Source organism: Bariatricus sp. HCP28S3_D3 (assembly GCF_052065755.1).
Taxonomy (GTDB): Bacteria; Bacillota; Clostridia; order Lachnospirales; family Lachnospiraceae; genus Allocoprococcus.
On record NZ_JBQHTK010000003.1, the window covers coordinates 190,030 to 212,038 of the forward strand.

A 22,009-nucleotide genomic window follows, 5' to 3' on the forward strand; every position below is an offset into this window, starting at 1 on the left:
TTTTCAATCATTCTATACATGAAATGTCTTTTCCATTTCCTCGCGGAACTCGCGCCCTTTAAAAAGGATCAGCGCGGTGAGTGTCAGGAATGAAAATGCAATACTGATGACCGACGGTGCCGTCACGTTAACCAGCCCTGTCAGGATAAAAACCAGCGGGAAAAACAGTCCATACCCTGCCGCCATCACAAAGTAGATCATATACTGTTTTGGATGGCGGTAGTATATTTTGGAAATGATCATCATGGAAATGATAATCACAATACTGACAACCGGAAAAACAAAATCCACCGACCATCCGTGCCATCCTGTCAGCAGATCCCACACTGTACAGACGGTCGTCACCACAGCCAGCTGCCACATAGCATTTTTCAAAAGATTGTATCGTTTAAAGAATGCAACCGCAAGTGCAAGCCACATACTGAATGCACCCCCGCATATTTTCAGTGATAATCCGAAATGTCCATCCACACAATAATCACTCCCCAGTGCGATGACCGCTGCCGCAATACATAAGAAGGTAAATATCCGAAATACTTTCATTCCAATCGAATCAGCAGTCGCCTCTTCCGGATATTCAGTCTCAAGCAGTGTCACCTTGATTCCCTCTTGTTCAAGAATGCAAAAAAAGTTCTTCTTGATCACCGAACTGTCAAATCTTGACGTAAATCCCAAATAAACATTCTCTTCAAATGAACACATACATAGTTCCACTTTCGGTGTGCTGGTAAATACACCGAAACGCTCAATATACTTCGCATAGTCTTCCGGCATACGAATGATTCCCATATTGGAAAAAATCGCCGTTATCTCCTTTGCCGAACTGCGTGATCCAAAACCGATGCAGAAATTCTTTAATCCAAGCGGTGCGAGCCGCAGGATCGGATGCACTTCAAGTGCAAAATATTCACTCATCCGTTCCCTCATTTTCTCTTTTGTGAGGCCCTCGTCAAAATATTGCTTCACCTCACGGATCACTTCGTTCAGACTATCTTTTCCCTGACCGAAACGGTGTTCCACCTCCAGCCAGCTAAAAAAATTCAGCATGGAATCTGTCGGGAAAAATTTCCGCAGATTGACAGGCACCATAAGCGCCACCGGTTTTTCCTCCTGACGCCTGGACATTTTCCCGTGAATCGCGCACATCAGAACCGCTGTTAAGTACACCGTCATCGACACACCATATTCCTTCGCCTTTTTCGCAAGATCCGCCACTTTCACTTCTGCTTCCGTCACCTGAAGGCTTCCGAGATCACTGTTTCTTCTAATCTGATATGCTTTTCTCCGGTTCTTTTTTCTGCCCTTATTATCACGAGAATAGTACTTCGCAAATCCGTCGTCTTCCTGGTCCGAAACAGTAACCGTCTTCTCGTTTAATTCAAGATCCGCCAGCCCGTCCCCTTCATGTACTAGGAACAAATAATTCTTCACCAGCTCCCGAATAAATTCACTGGCTCCCGTCCCATCTGTCAGTGCATGAAAGACCTCAAAATTAATCCTCTTCTTATAATATGTCACTTCAAACAAAAGCTCTTTCTTGTCCCGGATGTACAGATTTCTGCAAGGTTCCCGGGTTTCTTTCCGAACGACCGGGCGCAGATTACTCTGTTCAAGATAATGCCAGAACAAGCCTTTTCTCATCACCGACAAGAACATCGGATATTTAACCAGCGTCCTGTCCAGCGCCTGCTGAAGCTTTGCTTCCTCAATTTCCTCTCTTAATTCACAATAAAAGCGGAATACACGGGTATCCCTTTTCGTACTTGCTGCCGAAAAAAGTTTTGCCGCGTTGTCCAGTTTCCGCCAATACGCACCCCTCGACTGCATGACGGCTATTCCCTCCTCAAAAAATTATTTATAATATCAAAACTTTCCTGTACGTGATTGCTTTTGATTCCCAGGGCAAAAAAACCGTGAAGTGCGTTCTTGATCCGGTAGATTTCTACCCTGTTTCCTGCCGCTTCCAGTTTTCTTCCATATGCCTCTCCCTCATCTCTTAATGGATCATATTCCGCGGTTATGACCAGCGTATCCGGCTGATTTTGCAGATTCTCTTCCAGAATCGGTGCAAAATAGGGATTCATCCGATCCTCTTCTTTCCCCGCGTAAAAATCAAGGTAATCTCTTAGTTTTCCTGCTGTCAGAAGATAATCTGTCCCATTTTCCCTAACAGAATCAAATGATGAATTTTCCGAATAATCATTATTCGTTGCTGGGTAGATTAGAATCTGCCTTCTGGGGAGAAATTCTCCTCTGTCTCTTGCCATTAGTGAAAGTGCTGCAGCCAGATTTCCTCCTGCGCTGTCTCCTATCAGTGTAATATCCTCTGAATTCACATTCAAAAGAAACTCTTTTTCATACATTGCCTTCGCCACCGCATAGCAGTCCTCAAGCCCGGTCGGGAACTTGTGCTCCGGAGCAAGCCGGTATTCAATCGCCGCCACGATATGCCCTGTGGCATTCGCAAGGCGGGCACATATCCTCTCATAATTATCTACATGTTCGGTGGACCACCCGCCGCCATGCAGGAACAGCATCACCCGCATTCCATTTGGCACCTGCTCTTCCTGAAATGTCTTCTCATCCGGGAAAAACAACCGGACCGGCACCAGATGATCCCCATTGTAAATACGTGTATCTACCGTCCGATAGAAGATCTTCATAGGATCCAGCCGTTTCAAATCTGCCAGCTGTCTGGATTTCTCCACATCTATTTCTTCAAAAGACAATGCTTTTAATATTTTCTTTGCTGCTTTATTGATATCCATATTATCTCCTTCCAGTTTTCTAATATTCATTTTGCGGGTTTTCCATACAGATGTCAAGTATTAGCGGCGAAGCTTCATTTTCTTTTAACTTCAAACAAATTTTTCGTTTACATTTTTATGCTAACCTTATATAGTTAAAATAGGATTTAGTCAGATGGGAGGAAACACACATGCCTGCATTTTATGCACACAACCGTTTTGGGGAAAAAGTAGCCCAAAAAACAGACGGAGAATTAAACGAAATCATTTCCAAATACTATGTACAATTTCAGATTGGTCTCCAGGGACCGGATATTTTCTTTTTTTACCGGCCATGGAAAAGTAATCGTGTATCCAAATATGGTTACCACCTTCACGAAGTATCAGCAGCATCCTTCTTCACACATGCGCTGACTGTCGTAAAAGAAAAAGGACGTGACAGCCGGGAATACGCCTATCTCCTGGGTTTCATCTGCCACTACATTCTTGACAGTGAATGTCATCCTTATGTATCTGAAATGATGGAAGCTCTTGATGTCGAACATTTGGAAATTGAAGAAGAATTTGAAAAAATGCTTCTTCGCAAAGACGGAAAGAATGCTCTTTCCTATCCACTTGCTGACCTTGTCCCGACAGACAGCGTAACCGCAAAAACAATTTATCCTTTCTACCGTAATATGAATCCGGTCATTATCCGGGAGGCATTGAAAGACCTAAAACTGGTAAAAAGAATCTTTACGGCTCCATGTATCGTCAAACAGGCCATTCTGAACGGAGCAATGCATTTAACCGGAAAATATGATTATTGGAAGGGGCTGATGCATCAGCGGAAAGACAACCCCAAATGCACAGTCAGCAACGAGGGTCTTTACCTGCGGTTCAAAGGTGCTGTTGACATCGCTGTAACCATGCTTTACAGCTTTGACGAAAGTCTTTGTACCGGCACAGAACTCCATTCGCGTTTTGAACGCACATTTGAATAGAAGGAGGCATCTGAATGAATAATACAAAACTTACAAAACTGGAAAAATGCTGGATTCTGTACGATGTAGGAAATTCTGCATTTATTATGCTGGTATCCACGATCATTCCGATCTATTTCAACTTCCTGGCCGGTAATGCAGGAATATCCGAAGTGGATTATCTTGCCTATTGGGGATATGCTGCTTCTGTCGCAACAGTCATGGTAGCCATCATTGGTCCAATTCTCGGCACATTGGCAGACACCCGCAATTTCAAAAAGCCCTTGTTTACAATCTCCATGATGGTCGGGGTACTTGGCTGCGCAGCACTCTCTTTTCCTAAATCATGGGTCCTGTTTCTGGCTGTCTTCGTAATTGCAAAAGTGGGATACAATGCCAGCCTGATTTTCTATGATTCCATGCTGGTCGATATCACAACAGAAGAGAAAATGGACTCCGTTTCATCACACGGCTATGCATGGGGATACATCGGAAGCTGCATTCCATTTGTTATATCTCTGGTTTTTGTTCTGATGTACGATAAAATCGGGATTTCCATGACCACTGCCATGATGCTTGCCTTTTTTCTTAATGCACTCTGGTGGCTTGTTGTCACGATTCCATTGCTGAAAAATTATCATCAGACAAATTATGTGGAACTGCCCGATCATCCGATCAAAAACAGTTTTAAACGCCTTGCAGTCACTCTGAGGGATATAAAGAAACATAAAAACATTTTTTTGTATCTGCTTTCATTTTTCTTTTTCATAGATGGTGTGTATACGATCATCGAAATGGCTACCGCTTACGGAAGTGCACTGGGCCTGGATTCACAGGGATTGTTACTTGCCCTTTTGGTCACTCAGCTTGTTGCTTTTCCATGTGCCCTGATTTTTTCCGTGCTCTCCAAGAAGTTTGATACCGATTTTCTGATCAAAATCTGCATCGCAGCTTACACCGGAATTGCACTCTTCGCCATCCAGCTTGATAAGCAATGGGAGTTCTGGCTGCTCGCTGTTCTTGTCGGTATGTTCCAAGGCGCGATTCAGGCACTCTCCCGCTCTTACTTCGCCAAGATCATCCCTGCGGAGAAATCCGGAGAATACTTTGGTATATACGATATCTGCGGAAAAGGAGCCTCTTTCATGGGAACCACACTGGTCGGACTGGTTGCCCAGATTACCAATGTAGCAAATGCCGGTGTTGCAATCATTTCCGTGATGTTTATCATCGGATATGTTCTTTTCTGCAAAGCCGCAAAACTAAACAAAGCGTGATTAGCGATGATTTCTGGTAATTATTTATAATTTGCCAGCTTTTTCCAAAGAAATATGATTTTTTTGCACAAAAATATGGAAATATGAGCAAAAAAATTGTATAATATATTGCATCAAGCGAAAGAGAGGGTTCACTTATGAAGCAAAATAATATGTTAGCAATGATTTTGGCTGGTGGACGTGGTTCCCGTCTTCATGACCTGACCAATAAAGTGGCAAAACCGGCCGTCTCATATGGTGGGAAGTACCGTATCGTTGATTTTCCCCTCAGTAACTGTGCAAACAGCGGAATCGATGTTGTCGGTGTTCTGACACAGTACGAATCCGTTCTGCTGAACAGCTACGTAGCTGCAGGCGGCAGATGGGGACTTGACGCAAAAGATAGCGGTGTTTTTGTACTTCCACCACGTGAGAAAGCGGATTCCAATCTGGATGTTTACCGTGGAACTGCTGATGCCATTTCCCAGAACATTGATTTCATCGATTCTTATTCTCCAGAATATCTTCTTGTACTTTCCGGAGACCATATTTACAAAATGAATTACGCCAAGATGCTTGCCCATCACAGAGCATGTAATGCTGATGCTACGATTGCCGTTATCGAAGTACCGATGAAAGAAGCAAGCCGTTTCGGCATCATGAATACAGACGAAGAAGGCACGATCGTAGAATTCGAAGAGAAACCGCCACAGCCGAAGAGCAATCTTGCTTCCATGGGTATCTACATTTTCAACTGGAAGCTGCTTCGCAAAATGCTGTTGGCAGATATGAAGAATACGGAGTCTAATCACGACTTTGGTAAGGATATCATTCCGACCATGCTGAATGACGGAAGAAAACTGGTTGCTTATAAATTCCAGGGATACTGGAAAGATGTAGGAACCATCGATTCCCTTTGGGAAGCAAATATGGATCTTTTAAATGGAAACGAGCTTGATTTAAGCGATCCGACCTGGAAGATTTATACCGAAGACGTTACAACTCTTCCTCATTACATAGGCGCTGAAGCTAAGATCAACAAGGCTTTCATCACACAGGGCTGTACCATCAACGGCGAAATCACGAACTCCGTTCTTTTCACCGGAGTTAAAGTTGGTGAAGGCGCCAAGATTATCGACAGTGTACTGATGCCGGGTGTTGAAGTGGAAGACGGAGCCGTTGTTACCCGCGCTCTGGTTGCCGACGGCATTAAGATCGGCAAACAGGCTGTTGTCGGTTCTGCTGACAGCGAACATATCGAACTGGTAGCAAAACGTGTAAAGGGGGTAGAATAATATGTATAACGCATTTGGAATCGTCACTTCTTCCGGCAGAGATATCTGGGTAGAGGGACTTCAGGACTATCGTCCAATCGGTTCGTTCTCTTTCCTCGGAAGATATCGAGTAATAGACTTTGCAATTTCTAATATGAGTAACAGTGACATTGACCGCATCCAGGTATATATCAGAAGAAAACCTCGTTCTCTTGTCGAACATCTCGGAAGTGGACGCCAATACAATATCAACTCAAAACGCGGCAATCTGCAGATCCTGTTTTCCGATGATGGTGCTGAGCACAGTATCTATAACACGGACATCGCCATGTTTATGGAGAACCTGGAATGCATTCAGAGAATGCATCATCCATATGTAGTCATCGCACCGAACTACATGGTATACACTGCAAACTATGATACTCTGCTTCAGAATCATATAGATTCCGGTGCGGATATCACAGTTCTGTACCATTCAGTTGATAATGCAAAAGAAGCATTCCTGAACTGCAATACTTTGAACCTGAACCGTCAGAAAGGTGTTCTTTCTATCGAGAAAAATCACGGTAATGCTAAGAACAGAAATATTTTCATGGATACATATATTATGAAGAAAGATTTGTTTATCGAGCTCGTACAGAAAGCTCACAAACTTTCTTCTATGTACACACTGGCTGACATCGTCAGTGCAGAATGTGAAGAACTGGATGTGCGCGGAATTTCTCATCGCGGTTATTTTGCTTCCATCACAGATTTCAAGAGCTACTATGATGCTAACATGTCGTTGATCGACTACAAATCAGCAATGAGCCTTTTTGATGAGGACTGGCCGATCTACACACGTACCAATGACTCCTGCCCGACGAAGTATCTTGAAACAGCAAGCGTGAAATCCTCTGTTGTTTCCAACGGCTGCCTGATCGAAGGTACGATCGAGAATTCAATTCTCGGACGTGGATGCGTCGTGAAACCTGGTGCTGTTGTAAAGAATTGTGTGGTATTCCCAGGTGTTGTAATCGCAGAAAACGTACATCTTGAGAATTTGGTTGTTGACCGGAGAGCACAAGTGATTCATGCAAAAGAAATCATTGCTCCGGCTGATCATCCGGGATATATCAAACGTGAAGATACTCTTTAATAAGGGAACACAAAGCGGAGCATATCTGACCGGTATGCCCCGCTTTTATAATTGATTATTTTATTCTCCAAAGATCATTTCGAATGCCACCTGTATTCCCAAAATAAGCGAATCCTTCTCTATATATTCCTCTCTTGTATGTGCACCATGTCCATAGTAACATCCCACACAGACCGAAGGGATTCCCATTGAAAGCGGAATATTACAGTCGGTAGAACCGCAGTTCTGCTCCGGATTCTTTCCGATCACGTTTTTTACTGCCTTCATTGCTTTTTCCGTCAGCCTTTCCTGCCTGGCCGCATCCACACCTTTGCCACACGGGCGAAGTCCGATCACCTCATATTCTATATCCAGCCCTTTATCTTTCTCTTCCCGTATCGTCTTCTCAAAATGCTGTTCCATCATCTGCAAATGTTCACTGGTATCGGAACGGAATTCATACAGTATCTCCGCATTCTGGGCAATCACATTCACCCCGGTTCCCCCGGAGATCAATCCCACATTATAGGTTGTCTTCCCGCCTTCCGGCACTTGAACGCGATAGAGCTTCTCGATGATTCCGGCCATTTTCTCGATTGCGTTATCTTTTCCGAAATCTCCGAAAGAATGTCCGCCTTCTGTGGCTATCCGGATTCGGTACCGTTTTGAGCCGACCGCGCGGTTTACAATTTTGTCAAGTTCACTGTCAAATGTACAGAAATTCCGGATTCGTTCTCCGTAACCCCGGCAGATTGCTTTAACTCCTTTCAGATTTCCAAGTCCCTCTTCTCCAGAATTGCATACCAGCAGCATGCCCGCCGCTCCGTTCTTCTTCTGTTGCTCTCCGAATCCTTTCTGTTCCTTTTCCCATTCACCGTTTCTGATCTTACCTGCAATATATTTTGCCGCCATCAAAATACAAACCACACAGGCTGTATCATCTCCGATTCCCGGACAATAGATTTTCCCGTCACATTCTGTTAACGGAAGCGCTTCCGTATCAGGAAACACCACATCCAGGTGTGCCATATACACATCGATTTCTTCCGCTTGATGGATATCGACCGGGTATATCACATTGAACGCTTCATCCATATACACCCCTTGTGCCCCCTGCCTTTCCAGCCAGTCACGGCAGAACTTTGCACGCTTCTCCTCCTGATTCGAAGATGCCGGAATCTGCGCCAGTTCTTTCAGAAGTTCAAGTGCTTCTTCTTCATGATCCTGAATAAACTCCCTCATCTCTTCACTCAACATATTTTCTCCTCCTTCGCTAACCTGCATTTCCCATACGTTCCGATATGATCACCCCAGTCATTGTGAGCACCGTTCCTGCTGCTGACATCCATGTGATCTTCTCATGCAGGACAACAATCGATGTAATGATCGTGATGACCGGAATCAGATAAATATAAACACTGGTCTTAATCGCTCCCAGAATTTCCACTGCCCGGTTCCATGTCACAAAGCAGACTGCACATGCGCCCACACTCAGATATAATAAATTCAGCAGATTTCCGGGAGTTCCAAATTGCACCGCCTTGACATCAAATCCGAAAACAAATGCCAGCGGAAGCATCATCAGGATGCCGTAAAAGAACATCCTTCTGGTGGCAGGGATCACCGGATACCCGAAGTCTCCCGCCTTTCTGGCCAGAATCGCATAAAGTCCCCACATCATCGCAGCCACCACACTCAGCATGTCCCCTGCAAAATTAAGCCGGACACCATCCTGTCCACTGAAACTAATCATCGCAATTCCTACGATTGCGAAAATAAATCCGACAAAAAAGCTTTTCTTCAATTTCTCATCTTTCAAAAACAGGTGCGCACTGATGCCGATAAAAAATGGTGAGATTGAAGTGATGACTCCCACATTTGACGCCTGCGTATAGAGAAGCGCTACATTTTCAAACAGATAATACAGACAGATTCCCGTAAGTCCGGCACCTGCAAAATACAGCTCATGCTTTCTATTCGTCACTTCCATTTTCCGTGGACTCATGATCCACAAAATGATATATCCGATCACAAATCTTAAAAGCAGCAATTCGATCGGTGAAAAATCTTCAAGCAATATCTTGCTTGAGATAAAAGTCGTTCCCCAGATAACGACTGAAATTGCTGCCATGATATGTCCGGTAAATTGTTTCTTTTCCATGAACTTCTCTCTTTCATTATCACAATTCTAAAATGATTCCGAAAAACATTTTTCTGATTTCCGCCCCATTTCTATCTAGTATAATACATTTTCTTCCGCATGACCACCAATAAAATGGGCGATCTGGAAATTACTCCAGATCAGCCATGTATTTCTGATAATATTCCATTGTAAATTCTTTCGGAAAGACTCTGGAATAATAATAACCCTGTATCATTCTCATGGCATCTTCTCTTGTCATTCTGAGTGACCGTTTCAGCTGACTGCTTCCCTGCTTCTGCTTCATCTCCAGCATTGCATAATTGCTGTCCGGATCGTAACACCGCAGCCGAATCTTCCTTCTACATTCCACCCCGCCTGCTTTTCAAAATAATCGTCGTCATAGACTGTGTCAAAATATAGAGAACGAATCATATAACCATTTGTTCCATTGTGTTCATCCTGTATAAGCACCTGTTCCAACTGGTGGCTCTTTTTAATGAATTCTTCAACATTAATAAGAAATTTCTTCTCTTCACGAAATACTCGATTCAATTGCATCCTCCTGTTCAGCCTGTCCTGAAACGCAACTCACCACCTGTAGTAGTGGGAGTCTTGTCTTCTTTCAAAACAAAAAGCCGGCTGCAACCCATTTCGTTGCAGCCAGCCTATCATACATCATTTCTTGCTTAGACGCTTAGCTTTCCGTCCCTGCCTTTCAGCAGGTTTGGCAATCAATTGATGCGATTATTATACACCATATTTTTCAATTACGTCAACATTCATCATCTTTTTTTCACATGTTTCTTCCACACACTTTTCACGCGTTCTTTGTCACCATCCAAATATCTTTTATTTTCCCGGACACTTCTTATCAGCCATCTGTTATAATAAATACATATTATTCTATTATATTGATACCGGAAAGGAAACGCTTATGATTAAAATACTCGAGAAATACTTTGATATCTTTTGTACGATCGGCTCACAGAAGACCTATCAAAAAGGCGAATTTATCTATCTTCAAAATGATTCCGCCGACTATTTATACCTGATTCTATCAGGCAGAGTCCGCGTATATACCCTTTCTTCTTCCGGGCGTGAAACGACTCTGGAGATTCTGGAAAAAGGCCGTATATTCGGCGAATCCTCTTTTCTGAGTGATCATGTTCGCCCAACCAGTGTTGCCGCAGTTACCGAGGTACGCCTTGCCACTTGTCTGGTCTCCGACCTGATCCCACTGCTGCGCGAAACGCCCGAATTGATGGTTCTCCTTTTCCAGCATTTAAGCGAGACGTGTAATCATCTTTCAAGACAGATATACCGCCTCACCAACTACGACAGCCGAAAACGCATTGCAAGTTTTCTGTTGGAAGAGACGGCTTCCCCCAACCGGGACAAAGGAATTCTGGACAATGTCCTTCCTTATACACACGCCGAAATCGCAGAAACTCTGGGTCTGAACCGGGTAACCGTATCAAGGGTTCTTTCCGCTTTTGCCGATCAGGGCCTTCTGAAAAGCCACTATGGTAAAATTATGATCACCGATCGGAACGGTTTATATCAAATCCTCAAAAACGGAGCTTATTTGTAGCATACGCTACAGTTTTCCGGACACATTACTTTTATAATAGTGCCCGGAGGTAAAAAATATGAAAAATAAATTTATTTCTTATATTATGATCATTTTCGGCGGGACCCTGACCGCTGCCGCATTTGGCCTTTTCGTCCTTCCACAGGGCTTTGTGGCAGGCGGTGTGACCGGTCTTTCCGTCATACTGTCTGGTTTTATGAACCTGCCTTTATCCTGGATCGTACTCGCCATCAACCTGATTCTTTTTGCACTGGGATGGATCTTTGCCGGAAAAGAGTTCATTTTCAAGACTCTGATCATGACCTTTCTGTTCCCGACTCTTCTTGAACTATTCGGCAGAATCACAATATTCGACGCGCTGTCCGCCGACCCTTTCCTGAGCAGTCTGCTCGCAGGCTGTCTCTTAGGTATCGGCTCCGGTCTGATTCTCCGTGCAAATGGTTCCAGCGGCGGTTTTGATATTTTAGGAGTCGTCCTCAACAAAAAATTCCAGATTCCGGTATCTTCAGTCATGTACGTCTGTGATTTCGTGATCATTTTGTATCAATCCGTATCCAAACCGCTTCTTTCAACGGTTTACGGAATTGTCGTCATTCTGTGCAGCAGCATCATGGTAAACAAAATCATCACACAGGGTGAATCCAAAGTACAGCTGTTGATTTTCTCAAAAGAACGCGAGACGATCCGTGAACATCTGCTGAAGACATTTGATACCGGAGTTACATTATTAAATGCTGAAAGCGGATATCAAAAAGAGAAAGCAAAAGTCATACTGACTATTCTGCCTTATAATAAAGTCAGTTCTGTTAAGAAAATGATTTATACGGTAGACCCCTATGCTTTTACGGTGATTAATGGGGTAAATTATGTGGGCGGACGCGGATACAGCATCCGGAGGTAGGCACCTGCGGATGCTGTATTCACGTCCTTTTACCAAAGGCCACATCTTCTGTTTTATACTTCCTTTTCTTTTGGAAGTGCAATATTCAAAACAATCGCAATAATCGCAGCCGGTACAATTCCGGATCCGCCGAACACAAGCTGAAGTGCCTGCGGCAGCTGCGATAAAATGCCGCTGTTCACACCAATTCCATATCCCAATCCCAATGCAACCGATACGATAGTAATATTCCGCATCGTCAACGTCTCTTTTGTTATAAGCTGAATACCACTAATGACAATGGATGAGAACATCATAACAGCTGCACCTCCCAGGACACTCTGCGGCATAATGGAGATCAGCGCTGCCAGTTTCGGGAACAGTCCGCAAAGAATCAAAAATAACGCACCGATTGCAAGAGCACCGCGGTTTACGATCTTCGTCATCGTTACCAGACCGACATTCTGGCTGAAAGAAGTATTCGGAAGCACTCCAAAAAGCGCTGCGAAACTGGAGCCGACTCCGTCACATACCACACCTCCGGAAAGCTCACTGTCTGTCGCCTCTCTTCCCATTCCGCCTTCCATAACACCGGAAATATCGCCGACCGTCTCCACGGCCGTCACAACGAACATGATCAGGACAGGAATAATCGCACGAAGATCAAATCTCAACTTTACCGGGAGCAAAGACGGCAGTGCGATCCATTCTGCCTGCGCTACTTTATCCCAATTCAACACCCATGCCTTCGTATACTCCACACCCTCAGCATTGACAGCGGTGTGCGGAAGTACAGCTCCCATGATGGCCGCTGCTATGTAACCTACGATAATTCCAATTAAAATGGAGGACGCGCTGGTCATTCCGGTCGTTCCATGTTTAAGGATAATAATCACCACCAGCACAAGGAATCCCAGAAGCAGATTCTCTACAGAACCAAAGTCGTTCGCATTATTTCCTCCTCCAAATGAATTGACACCCACTCCGATCAATGACAATCCGATGGAAAGTACTACCGTTCCGGTCACGACTGCCGGGAAGAATTTTCTCAAAGGTTTGATCAAAAATCCAAGCACACTTTCAAACAAACCGCCCAGAACAGAGGCTCCCATGATGGCACCATACGTAGCTACACCGCCTCCCATGACACCTACCACACTATTAAATACTCCTATGAATCCGGAACTGGTACCCATGATGATCGGCACCTTCCCTCCGATTGGTCCGATTGCATAAAGCTGAACCAGCGTGACAATACCAGCCACGATCATTGCATTCTGCAGCAGTTCTACCTGAAGATCCGCAAATTCAGCACCTACCAGCCCACATGCTCCCGTAATAATAAGCAGCGGCGTAAGGTTACCTACAAACATTGCCAAAACATGTTGAAGACCCAACGGAATTGCTTTTTTAAGAGGAAGTTTCCCATAAAAATCATACTCCGCTCCTTTGTTTTCTACGTTATTCACTTTACTCTCTCCTTACTTATGTAAATATATTACTTTTCTATAATAGTATATCATTGTCAAATACGCAAGAACTGAGTCAAATAAATATTTTTCGATTATTTCATACAATCGGAAAAGCGCATATGCCAAACTCCATATGTATGTCAAAAACTCCCACGCAAAATAAGTGCAATGGAAGTTCCTTTTTTAACTATTTAATTTCTTATTCCTATCACCAACAGTGTACAACTTCTGAGCGATAGCCGCCTGTTGGGTTTAAGGTGGATAGAAGGACACTTAAAACAAATTCCTTTCAACCACCTATTTCTGCTTCATCTGAAGAAGAAAATCTCCGATCAATTCATAAAAAGTCACCTCTATCCGGCAAAACCAAATAAATTCGAATTTACTTTCTTCTCTCATACTCCGCAATCAGTAACGGCTGAATCAACGGATAAGTCCATTCATCTGGTAATTCATCCAGCAAGACCACCTTTTCCATTTCACTGTGCAATTCTTCTTCAAACTCTGTTATATCTGCAAAATACAGCATTCCATATGTTTCTTCGCCTGTATCATTTACTCTATTTTTCCCTGTAACAGAATATACGCAAATGGGGGTTATTGAAAACTCAAGTGCCCCAGTTTCTTCTTTCAGCTCTCTCCTGGCTGTATCTTCAATTAACTCTCCAGCTTCTCTATGACCACCTGGTACTTCATAAGTATCTCTATCTCTATGTTTACAAAACACCCATTTACTATTTGATTTGGAAATTATAACAGCAAATTTCAACAAATCATCATCAATCTTATCATAAAACTTAACTAGCATTTTTCTCCTTTATCTTTCACATAAAACCAGAATACCTTCTCCATCAATTCTGCTTATTATTTCTCTTATAGTTGTAATCTCCTCACTTTTGACAAGGTTGACCTTTTTCGGTTGCTCAAACTGATAGCACTCTTTAATCAATTTGCAGACCGTATCATCTACGCCTGCTTTTTGTTTCCGCCATAAGTACCTCCGTGATATTTTATCTTATTTGCTCTGCACCTACCACCTATCACAATCCCCTGGTCAATTCAAATCTTTCTCATACTAGATTTCTCATCATCAAATGTATTCAAAAATTCCCTGAATAGCATCAGATACGTTAATCATTTCTGAAATTGGCAATCTATCTACTTTCTTGTAACCACGAAGCGACATATCTAACAACGCAAGTTTTTCACATTGTATATAGCCTTCATTTTCTTCTGTATCCATCCATATATGAAGAGGACCCGGAGTAGAATTTTTAATAATTGGACATCCAATTATTTCACCACTAGTATTAAAAAAACCCTTACTAACCACCAATACGGGATGTTTTATTTTTTCAATCTTGAGAATATCTCCTTGATGTAAAAATTCCATTACCATACCTCTCTTCCGGCAGGTTCACCCCAATCATATTCGCCATCAAGCATTAGCTTTCCATCAAACTCAGCGGCTCTCTCTTCCAAAGTTTTATGACGAAATGGTTTCACCAAAGTGATTACACCATTTGATACCGTGACATCCAAAAACTCATTCAATGTGACTCCTGCACTTCTCAACACTTCTTTTGGCAATCTAATTCCTTGACTATTTCCCCATTCTTTTACCTGTGCTTGCATATAGATACCTCCTTATGCTTAGTATATACATAGTATATACTAAATGACAGAAAATATCAATTAAATTCTCTTGATAGCAATAAATGTGCAGATAAATATGTTTGTAACGAAATGCTGATTTCATTCTAATATGCTTCTTTGTAGGTGAAGGAAATGCACTTAAAAACGTTTTCTGTATACGCGGGATGGTTCTCCATTGATATCGTTCATCATTTACAAGGAGCAACACTTTCACATTTTCGCCTACATAGGCGGGAGTCATCCCTCATCTGATAGATCTATTTCATAGCCACAAATTTTGCATCTTCTTCATCGAAATAGTCATCCATATTACTGCTAAATCCGCTTGCCTTCCAAGCTTGTTCAAATGTAATATCTTTTATATTACTCAAGAAGACAAATGTGCTGTCTTTAGTTGAATTATTCATTCTACCTGTAATTTCCAATCTATATTGGTATGTATAATCGTCTGTTTTCCAAGTCTCGTCACTCATTTCATAATACCTGACCATAGTAACCAGCTTATCATTTTCAAAATATTCTTCAACGAATTCTGAGTTCGTCACCTCATAAGTCTTGATTACAGATGGTTCTGTTTGAGCGGAAGCAGGTTTCGTCCATTCACCTGTATCAACATTCTTTTGTAACACAAGTTCATATCCACCATCTGCACGACAAAAATAGATTTCTGCATCATTTTCATCCAAGTCTAATTCAAATTCGCTTTTTGCACCAAATGAACTATTAAGTCCTCCAAAAGTTGAAAAAAAAGTAAGGTAATGTGGTTTTACCCCACCACCACCATCCTTAAAACCTCTTATATATCCCATAGACGACATAACCCCGACATTGAAATTCAACTTTTTTCCATCTTCTGATACGGAATATTCAGTTAATACCACATCTGTTCTCCTTCTAAATCCCGCTCCAATAAAAAAGGATAAAACCAGTACACCTATGACTATTATTGTAACAATAACTATCTTCTTTTTCTTCATACGAGGAACCCTCCCGACTTATATTTATCTATTGATTATCGAAGAAATAACCGGTTTCTCTTCTCTATCCAATAGTGGTGTCATCCCACCAGCATTTCCACTTGCGTGAAAGACATAGTTTACACCACAGACTTTTTCCTTATTCATAAACCTTCCTCTCTTTATCAAATTCTTGAATGTGATATAGTGTAATTTTACCCTCTCCACCATTACGGCTGAAAAATAACTTTTCCAGAATATAACCGTGAATTTTAATTATCAATTACGGCTGCAATACACCTTTTGTTATTTGTAACCGTTTGATTCATTTAAATTTACGGCTGTAATCAAATTTTTGTATTCTGAGCCGTTTGATTTGCCTATATTCCACGGCTACAATCAAGATTTCTGTATCTCGAGCCGTTTTGTTCCTTTATTTCTACAGTTACATACCTATTCTTTCATATTATAGCCGTTCCGCGCTGTAAAATCCATCCCATACTAATAAATCTATTCTAATAATAAATCCACTCCTCGCCCGGCGCACCACTTAAAAAGATCCCCTGGACTTTTTTGACGTATGCATGACAAAAAAACTCCCATCACACGATAAGTGAAATGGGAGTTTTTTTATTAACTAATTAATTTCTTTATACCTGTCACCAGCGGTGCATTACTTCTGAGCGATAGCAGCCTGTGCTGCAGCCAGACGTGCGATCGGTACACGGAATGGTGAGCAAGATACATAGTCAAGACCGATCTTGTTGCAGAATTCTACAGAAGACGGATCTCCACCGTGCTCTCCACAGATACCGATGTGAAGCTTCGGATTAACCGGTTTTCCTAAGTTAATAGCCATTTCCATTAACTTACCAACGCCATTCTGATCAAGTTTAGCAAACGGATCATTCTCGAAGATCTTAGCATCATAGTATGCGTTCAGGAACTTACCAGCGTCATCACGTGAGAAGCCGAATGTCATCTGTGTCAAGTCGTTTGTACCGAAGCAGAAGAAGTCAGCTTCTTTAGCGATCTCATCAGCTGTAAGAGCAGCTCTTGGGATCTCGATCATAGTACCTACTTCGTATTCAAGGTCGATGCCTGCAGCAGCGATTTCTGCGTCTGCAGTCTCAACAACGAATTTCTTAACGTATTTTAACTCTTTGATCTCGCCAACCAGCGGAATCATGATTTCCGGTTTAACTGCCCAATCCGGATGAGCTTTTTTAACATTGATAGCTGCACGGATAACAGCCTTTGTCTGCATCTTAGCGATTTCCGGATAAGTTACAGCAAGACGGCATCCACGATGTCCCATCATTGGGTTGAATTCATGCAGAGAATCGATAATAGCTTTGATCTGCTCTACAGTCTTACCCTGAGCATCAGCAAGTTTCTTGATATCTTCTTCTTCTGTCGGAACGAATTCATGAAGCGGCGGATCAAGGAAACGGATAGTAACCGGATTTCCTTCCAGTGCTTCGTAAAGTGCTTCGAAGTCTCCCTGCTGTTCCGGAAGGATTTTCTCAAGTGCAACTTCTCTTTCTTCTACAGTCTCAGCACAGATCATTTCACGGAATGCATCAATTCTGTTTCCTTCGAAGAACATATGCTCTGTACGGCAAAGTCCGATACCTTCTGCTCCAAGTTCACGAGCTTTCTTAGCATCTGCCGGTGTATCAGCATTTGTACGAACTTTCATTGTTCTGTATTTGTCAGCCCATCCCATGATTCTTCCGAATTCGCCTGCAATCGTAGCATCAACAGTCGGGATGATTCCATCATAGATGTTACCTGTAGATCCATCAAGAGAGATCGGATCTCCTTCATGGAATTCTTTTCCGCCTAATGTGAATTTCTTGTTTTCTTCATCCATTGTGATATCGCCGCATCCGGATACACAGCAGGTTCCCATACCACGAGCTACTACGGCAGCGTGAGATGTCATACCACCACGAACTGTCAGGATACCCTGAGCAGATTTCATACCTGTAATATCTTCCGGTGAAGTTTCAAGACGTACAAGAACAACTTTTTCTCCTCTTGCAGCCCATTCAACAGCGTCATCAGCTGTAAATACGATCTTACCGCAGGCAGCTCCAGGAGAAGCTCCAAGTGCTTTTGCCATTGGTGTAGCAGCCTTAAGTGCTGCAGCATCAAACTGCGGATGAAGCAGTGTATCCAGGTTACGAGGATCGATCATTGCAACTGCCTCTTCTTCTGTTCTCATTCCTTCATCAACAAGATCACATGCGATCTTCAGAGCAGCCTGAGCGGTTCTCTTACCGTTACGTGTCTGAAGCATGTACAGTTTACCATGTTCAACAGTAAACTCCATATCCTGCATATCTCTGTAGTGTGTTTCCAGCGTCTTGCATACTTCTTTGAACTGTTTGAATGCTTCCGGGAATTTCTCTTCCATTTCAGAAATGTGCATTGGTGTACGAACACCGGCAACAACGTCTTCACCCTGAGCATTTGTAAGGAATTCTCCGAACAGTCCGTTATTTCCTGTAGCCGGGTCACGTGTAAATGCAACACCTGTACCACAGTCATCACCCATGTTACCGAATGCCATCATCTGTACGTTAACAGCAGTTCCCCATGAATACGGGATATCGTTATCACGACGATATACGTTAGCTCTCGGGTTGTCCCAAGAACGGAATACGGCTTTGATTGCTCCCATTAACTGTTCCTTCGGATCAGACGGGAAATCAGCACCGATTTTTTCTTTATATTCAGCTTTGAACTGATTAGCAAGTTCTTTCAGATCGTCTGCTGTAAGTTCAACGTCCTGTTTAACGCCTCTTTCAGCTTTCATCTTGTCGATCAGTTCTTCGAAGTATTTCTTACCTACTTCCATAACTACATCTGAATACATCTGGATAAATCTTCTGTAGCAGTCCCAAGCCCAACGAGCATTGCCGGACTTTTCAGCAAGTACAGCGACAACTTCTTCGTTCAGACCAAGGTTCAGGATTGTATCCATCATACCTGGCATAGATGCTCTTGCACCAGAACGAACTGAAACAAGAAGAGGATTCTCTTTGTCACCGAATTTCTTTCCTGTGACTTCTTCCATCTTTGTGATAGCTTCCATGATCTGTGCCATGATTTCATCATTGATCTGTCTTCCGTCTTCATAGTACTGTGTACAAGCTTCTGTTGTGATTGTGAAGCCCTGAGGTACCGGAAGTCCTAAAGCGGTCATTTCAGCAAGGTTGGCACCTTTTCCACCAAGCAGGTTTCTCATGGTAGCGTTACCTTCTGTAAACATGTAAACCCATTTTGTTGCCATTTTACTTTTCCTCCTCGTATTTGATTGAAAAAATAGATGTATATAAAACATGAAAAGCACGACTTTACAAACTGAATAAAGCCGTCGCTCCCCTTATCTTATAACCCCAATCATGCGGTTTTCCGCACTAATATTGTAAAGGTTTTGGTAAAATTCGTCAAGCGTTTTTCCTGATGTTGGAATATTTCTCTCCATTACTTTATAATTCTCTACTTTTTACTCAGTTTTCTGTTTCTGTCGGTTCCTGATCCGCATTTTCGGTGAGATATTCCACAAACCTCTCTGCTCCGTCGCTGTGCGGTGCATTTACTAGGATGGCCACATATACCTCGTCATAATTCAGACCAAACGTTTCTTTTATAAATCCGGTATTTGCAAAAATCAGACTGCCGGATATAAATCCATCCTGTTCTGCATAATCCTCATAGATTTCCTGCGTACAGATCAGCACATCGACCGACTGTGCTCCAATGAGTGTCGTAAGCGCGATTTTCGAATTCGACTCTTCGTTGTCCGCACTGAGGTTCGCATTGATCGTAACAACATCGTTTTTTCCCTCAGCCCCCATCCAGTCTTTCACATCATCACGGAGCGTTTCGATCTGATCCGCATCCATATTGGCACCAAGTATCGCCACACTTACAAGCTCATTTCTCTGCATTCCCTGATACATCGTAAATCCCAGATAAATGAGGGCGACAACCCCAAGTGCAACGGCAAACCATAATTTGTAATATGTCCATATGTAATCCAGTTTTTCCGGAAAGTTCATGGATTTCAGCTTCTCAATTTCCATCTGTCGTTTCTCTTTTTTCGTCAGATCCGATTCATACTTATGCTCCATTGGTATTTCTCCTGTTTCTTTTTTCGTCTTTCTATGCCTTCGAAGGAACGTGTAATCCCCTTTTTGAAAGTATAACATATTTCCTATGAAATGCATCTCATTCTTGTTTATTTCATAGACTTTTCATATTTGATGTTCCTGCTTTTCATTGCTTTTCCCCTGCCTTTTCAGTATACTGTATTTAGGATATTTTACGTAAGAAAAGAGGTATTCCCAATGAACAGATTATTTAACATCGACAATCCGGTGATGCAGTTTCTGTCAAAAATGTTCGATTTGGTCGTGCTGAATCTCATTTTCATTTTGAGCTGCATTCCCGTCATCACAATCGGTGCTTCGATCAGCGCCCTCTACTACGTGTGCCTGAAGATGCTCCGCGGAGAAGATCCTTATATATGGCAGAACTACTGGAAAGCATTCCGACAGAATTTCAAACAGAGTACGATTGTGTGGCTGCTCTTTCTTGCGGCTGTTGTGATCCTCGGAATGGATTTCTACATTATTAATTCTCAGGATACTGTGTTTTTTGCGATCGTCCGCGTTGCTCTCTGGATCGTATGCGGGATTCTTGCCTGCATATTTATTTATGTATTCCCGATCATCTCGCATTTTGTATGTACGACAAAACAGGCAGTCAAAAATGCCGTACTGATGACGGTCGGCCATCTTCCATACAGCATTCTGCTTTTCCTGCTTCACGGGATTGTATTGTTTCTCTGCCTGTATTCCGCAAATACATTTGCCCTTGTGATCGTACTCAGCGGAGTCTGCGGATTTTCCGTGATTGCTTTTACAGCCTGCATTATTTTCGACCGGATCTTCAGAAAATATGAGCCGGAGACTCCTCCCGCTCCCGAGAATCCGGATGGATTGATGATGGAATAATGGAATAATAGAATCGAACGCATTCATGATCATAGCCATAAAAAAGTCCTTGTCGCGCAAAACGCAGCATGGACTTTTCCTTTTCATTATTAAATTACCGCGCTTTTCCAACCTGGCCTACAGCATTTTCTGTACCCTGCAGGGTACCCCGTATGCCACAGCATTTGCCGGAATATCTTTCGTCACAACACTTCCTGCACCAATGGTTGTATTGTCTCCGATCGTTACTCCCGGCAATACGATCACACCGGCGCCAAGCCAGACTCCATTTCCAATGCGGACTGCTCTGTTATACTGCATACCCTGTCGGCGAAGATCGGCGTCAAGCGGATGTTCCGCCGTAGCGATGGTGACATTCGGTCCGATCATCACATCATCTCCAATGATCACATCCGCGTCATCTACAATGGTCAGGTTAAAATTAGCATAAACATTTCTCCCCAGATAACAATTGCAGCCCCAGTTTACACGCAGAGGCGGCTCGATTACGCAATCTTCTCCGATAGAGCCCAAAAGCTCTTTTAGTATTTCTTTTAATCTTTTGCGGTCAGAAGGCCTGGTATGATTGAACTCATACATCAGGTCATTCATTTTCCATTGTTTTTCGTACAGAGCTGGATCGGTGCTGTTGTATAATTCTCCGTCTTCGGGAATCTCCGCCACTTTTTTATTATTCTCCAATTCTCCCATCTGTGTTTTTCCTCCTGTTTTCAAGTACGCCTCGGCGTACTTGCTGCGAGGTGCGCGTCATGCTTTGCATGACACAATACATCTGCGCACCTCTGCAATCCGCCGGAGGCTTTATCTTGGAAGGAGATTGGACTCCCACCAAGACATATTTGTCGCAACTCACCACCTATAGAGGTGGGAGTCATATCTTCTTTCAAGATAAAAAGGCGATTTCCCCTGAAGGAAACCGCCTCTA

At 42.8% G+C, this 22,009-nt stretch carries 20 protein-coding genes, 1 pseudogene and 1 riboswitch; of the genes and pseudogenes, 7 read left to right on the forward strand and 14 right to left on the reverse strand.

Annotation, left to right across the window (positions count from 1 at the left end; genetic code table 11):
• Positions 1-12: 12 nt before the first annotated feature.
• Positions 13-1,827, reverse strand: coding sequence for a DUF6320 domain-containing protein (locus ACTNB3_RS04435; RefSeq protein ID WP_441018539.1), 1,815 nt, complete (start codon positions 1,825-1,827; stop codon positions 13-15).
• 5 nt (positions 1,828-1,832) lie between these two features.
• A complete protein-coding gene (locus ACTNB3_RS04440) occupies positions 1,833-2,768 on the reverse strand; it encodes an alpha/beta hydrolase (protein WP_441024626.1) in 936 nt (311 codons plus the stop codon).
• A 170-nt stretch (positions 2,769-2,938) separates the two neighbouring features.
• Between ACTNB3_RS04440 and ACTNB3_RS04445 the strand changes: the two genes are divergently transcribed.
• The 4 genes from ACTNB3_RS04445 (at position 2,939) to glgD (ending at position 7,377) form a co-directional block, all read left to right on the forward strand.
• Positions 2,939-3,730, forward strand: a complete 792-nt coding sequence (locus ACTNB3_RS04445; RefSeq protein ID WP_427805460.1) for a zinc dependent phospholipase C family protein — start codon at positions 2,939-2,941, stop codon at positions 3,728-3,730.
• A gap of 14 nt (positions 3,731-3,744) precedes the next feature.
• On the forward strand, positions 3,745-4,986 hold the full coding sequence (locus ACTNB3_RS04450) for an MFS transporter (protein WP_427805458.1): 1,242 nt from the start codon (positions 3,745-3,747) through the stop codon (positions 4,984-4,986).
• A gap of 137 nt (positions 4,987-5,123) precedes the next feature.
• Positions 5,124-6,260, forward strand: coding sequence for a glucose-1-phosphate adenylyltransferase (locus ACTNB3_RS04455; protein ID WP_427805457.1), 1,137 nt, complete (start codon positions 5,124-5,126; stop codon positions 6,258-6,260).
• A gap of 1 nt (position 6,261) precedes the next feature.
• Entirely contained in the window at positions 6,262-7,377 is a 1,116-nt protein-coding gene (gene glgD / locus ACTNB3_RS04460) for a glucose-1-phosphate adenylyltransferase subunit GlgD (RefSeq protein ID WP_441024610.1), read from the forward strand.
• A 60-nt stretch (positions 7,378-7,437) separates the two neighbouring features.
• Here the strand turns inward: glgD and ACTNB3_RS04465 are convergent, their stop codons facing one another.
• The 3 genes and pseudogenes from ACTNB3_RS04465 to ACTNB3_RS04475 form a co-directional block, all read right to left on the reverse strand.
• The gene (locus ACTNB3_RS04465; RefSeq protein ID WP_441024612.1) at positions 7,438-8,613 is read right to left on the reverse strand and encodes a M20/M25/M40 family metallo-hydrolase; all 1,176 of its coding nucleotides are present in this window, start codon (positions 8,611-8,613) and stop codon (positions 7,438-7,440) included.
• A 16-nt stretch (positions 8,614-8,629) separates the two neighbouring features.
• Positions 8,630-9,517 (reverse strand): DMT family transporter, encoded by an 888-nt coding sequence (locus tag ACTNB3_RS04470; RefSeq protein ID WP_441024613.1) that lies wholly within the window; start codon positions 9,515-9,517, stop codon positions 8,630-8,632.
• A gap of 130 nt (positions 9,518-9,647) precedes the next feature.
• Positions 9,648-10,057: pseudogene (locus ACTNB3_RS04475) on the reverse strand (VTC domain-containing protein).
• A gap of 94 nt (positions 10,058-10,151) precedes the next feature.
• Positions 10,152-10,238, reverse strand: a riboswitch (cyclic di-GMP riboswitch).
• A 195-nt stretch (positions 10,239-10,433) separates the two neighbouring features.
• Between ACTNB3_RS04475 and ACTNB3_RS04480 the strand changes: the two are divergent.
• Both ACTNB3_RS04480 and ACTNB3_RS04485 read left to right on the forward strand, forming a co-directional pair.
• Entirely contained in the window at positions 10,434-11,090 is a 657-nt protein-coding gene (locus ACTNB3_RS04480; protein WP_441024614.1) for a Crp/Fnr family transcriptional regulator, read from the forward strand.
• A 58-nt stretch (positions 11,091-11,148) separates the two neighbouring features.
• Entirely contained in the window at positions 11,149-11,991 is an 843-nt protein-coding gene (locus ACTNB3_RS04485) for a YitT family protein (RefSeq protein ID WP_427805448.1), read from the forward strand.
• 53 nt (positions 11,992-12,044) lie between these two features.
• Here ACTNB3_RS04485 and ACTNB3_RS04490 read toward each other — a convergent pair whose 3' ends face one another.
• The 8 genes from ACTNB3_RS04490 to ACTNB3_RS04525 form a co-directional block, all read right to left on the reverse strand.
• Positions 12,045-13,439, reverse strand: coding sequence for a uracil-xanthine permease family protein (locus tag ACTNB3_RS04490; protein ID WP_441024615.1), 1,395 nt, complete (start codon positions 13,437-13,439; stop codon positions 12,045-12,047).
• Positions 13,440-13,824: 385 nt separating this feature from the next.
• The gene (locus ACTNB3_RS04495) at positions 13,825-14,250 is read right to left on the reverse strand and encodes an NUDIX hydrolase (RefSeq protein ID WP_441024616.1); all 426 of its coding nucleotides are present in this window, start codon (positions 14,248-14,250) and stop codon (positions 13,825-13,827) included.
• 282 nt (positions 14,251-14,532) lie between these two features.
• Entirely contained in the window at positions 14,533-14,841 is a 309-nt protein-coding gene (locus ACTNB3_RS04500) for a type II toxin-antitoxin system PemK/MazF family toxin (protein WP_441024618.1), read from the reverse strand.
• The gene (locus ACTNB3_RS04505; RefSeq protein WP_427819092.1) at positions 14,835-15,077 is read right to left on the reverse strand and encodes an AbrB/MazE/SpoVT family DNA-binding domain-containing protein; all 243 of its coding nucleotides are present in this window, start codon (positions 15,075-15,077) and stop codon (positions 14,835-14,837) included. Before ACTNB3_RS04505 ends, ACTNB3_RS04500 begins: the two co-directional genes overlap by 7 nt.
• 278 nt (positions 15,078-15,355) lie before the next feature.
• A complete protein-coding gene (locus ACTNB3_RS04510) occupies positions 15,356-16,075 on the reverse strand; it encodes a hypothetical protein (RefSeq protein WP_427805438.1) in 720 nt (239 codons plus the stop codon).
• 24 nt (positions 16,076-16,099) lie between these two features.
• Complete coding sequence (locus ACTNB3_RS04515) at positions 16,100-16,222, reverse strand: DUF6440 family protein (RefSeq protein WP_427805437.1); 123 nt, start codon at positions 16,220-16,222, stop codon at positions 16,100-16,102.
• Positions 16,223-16,727: 505 nt separating this feature from the next.
• Positions 16,728-19,355: a pyruvate, phosphate dikinase gene (gene ppdK / locus ACTNB3_RS04520; RefSeq protein ID WP_441024619.1), complete on the reverse strand. Its 2,628-nt coding sequence runs from the start codon at positions 19,353-19,355 to the stop codon at positions 16,728-16,730.
• 220 nt (positions 19,356-19,575) lie between these two features.
• Positions 19,576-20,199, reverse strand: a complete 624-nt coding sequence (locus tag ACTNB3_RS04525) for a hypothetical protein (protein WP_441024620.1) — start codon at positions 20,197-20,199, stop codon at positions 19,576-19,578.
• 216 nt (positions 20,200-20,415) lie between these two features.
• On the opposite strand from ACTNB3_RS04525, the gene ACTNB3_RS04530 reads away from it, so the two are divergent.
• Positions 20,416-21,084 carry a YesL family protein gene (locus ACTNB3_RS04530; protein ID WP_441024621.1) on the forward strand — a complete coding sequence of 223 codons (669 nt, stop codon included), beginning with the start codon at positions 20,416-20,418 and terminating at the stop codon, positions 21,082-21,084.
• Between the two features lie 117 nt (positions 21,085-21,201).
• Here the strand turns inward: ACTNB3_RS04530 and ACTNB3_RS04535 are convergent, their stop codons facing one another.
• Complete coding sequence (locus ACTNB3_RS04535; RefSeq protein WP_427819096.1) at positions 21,202-21,774, reverse strand: sugar O-acetyltransferase; 573 nt, start codon at positions 21,772-21,774, stop codon at positions 21,202-21,204.
• Between the last annotated feature and the right edge of the window lie 235 nt (positions 21,775-22,009).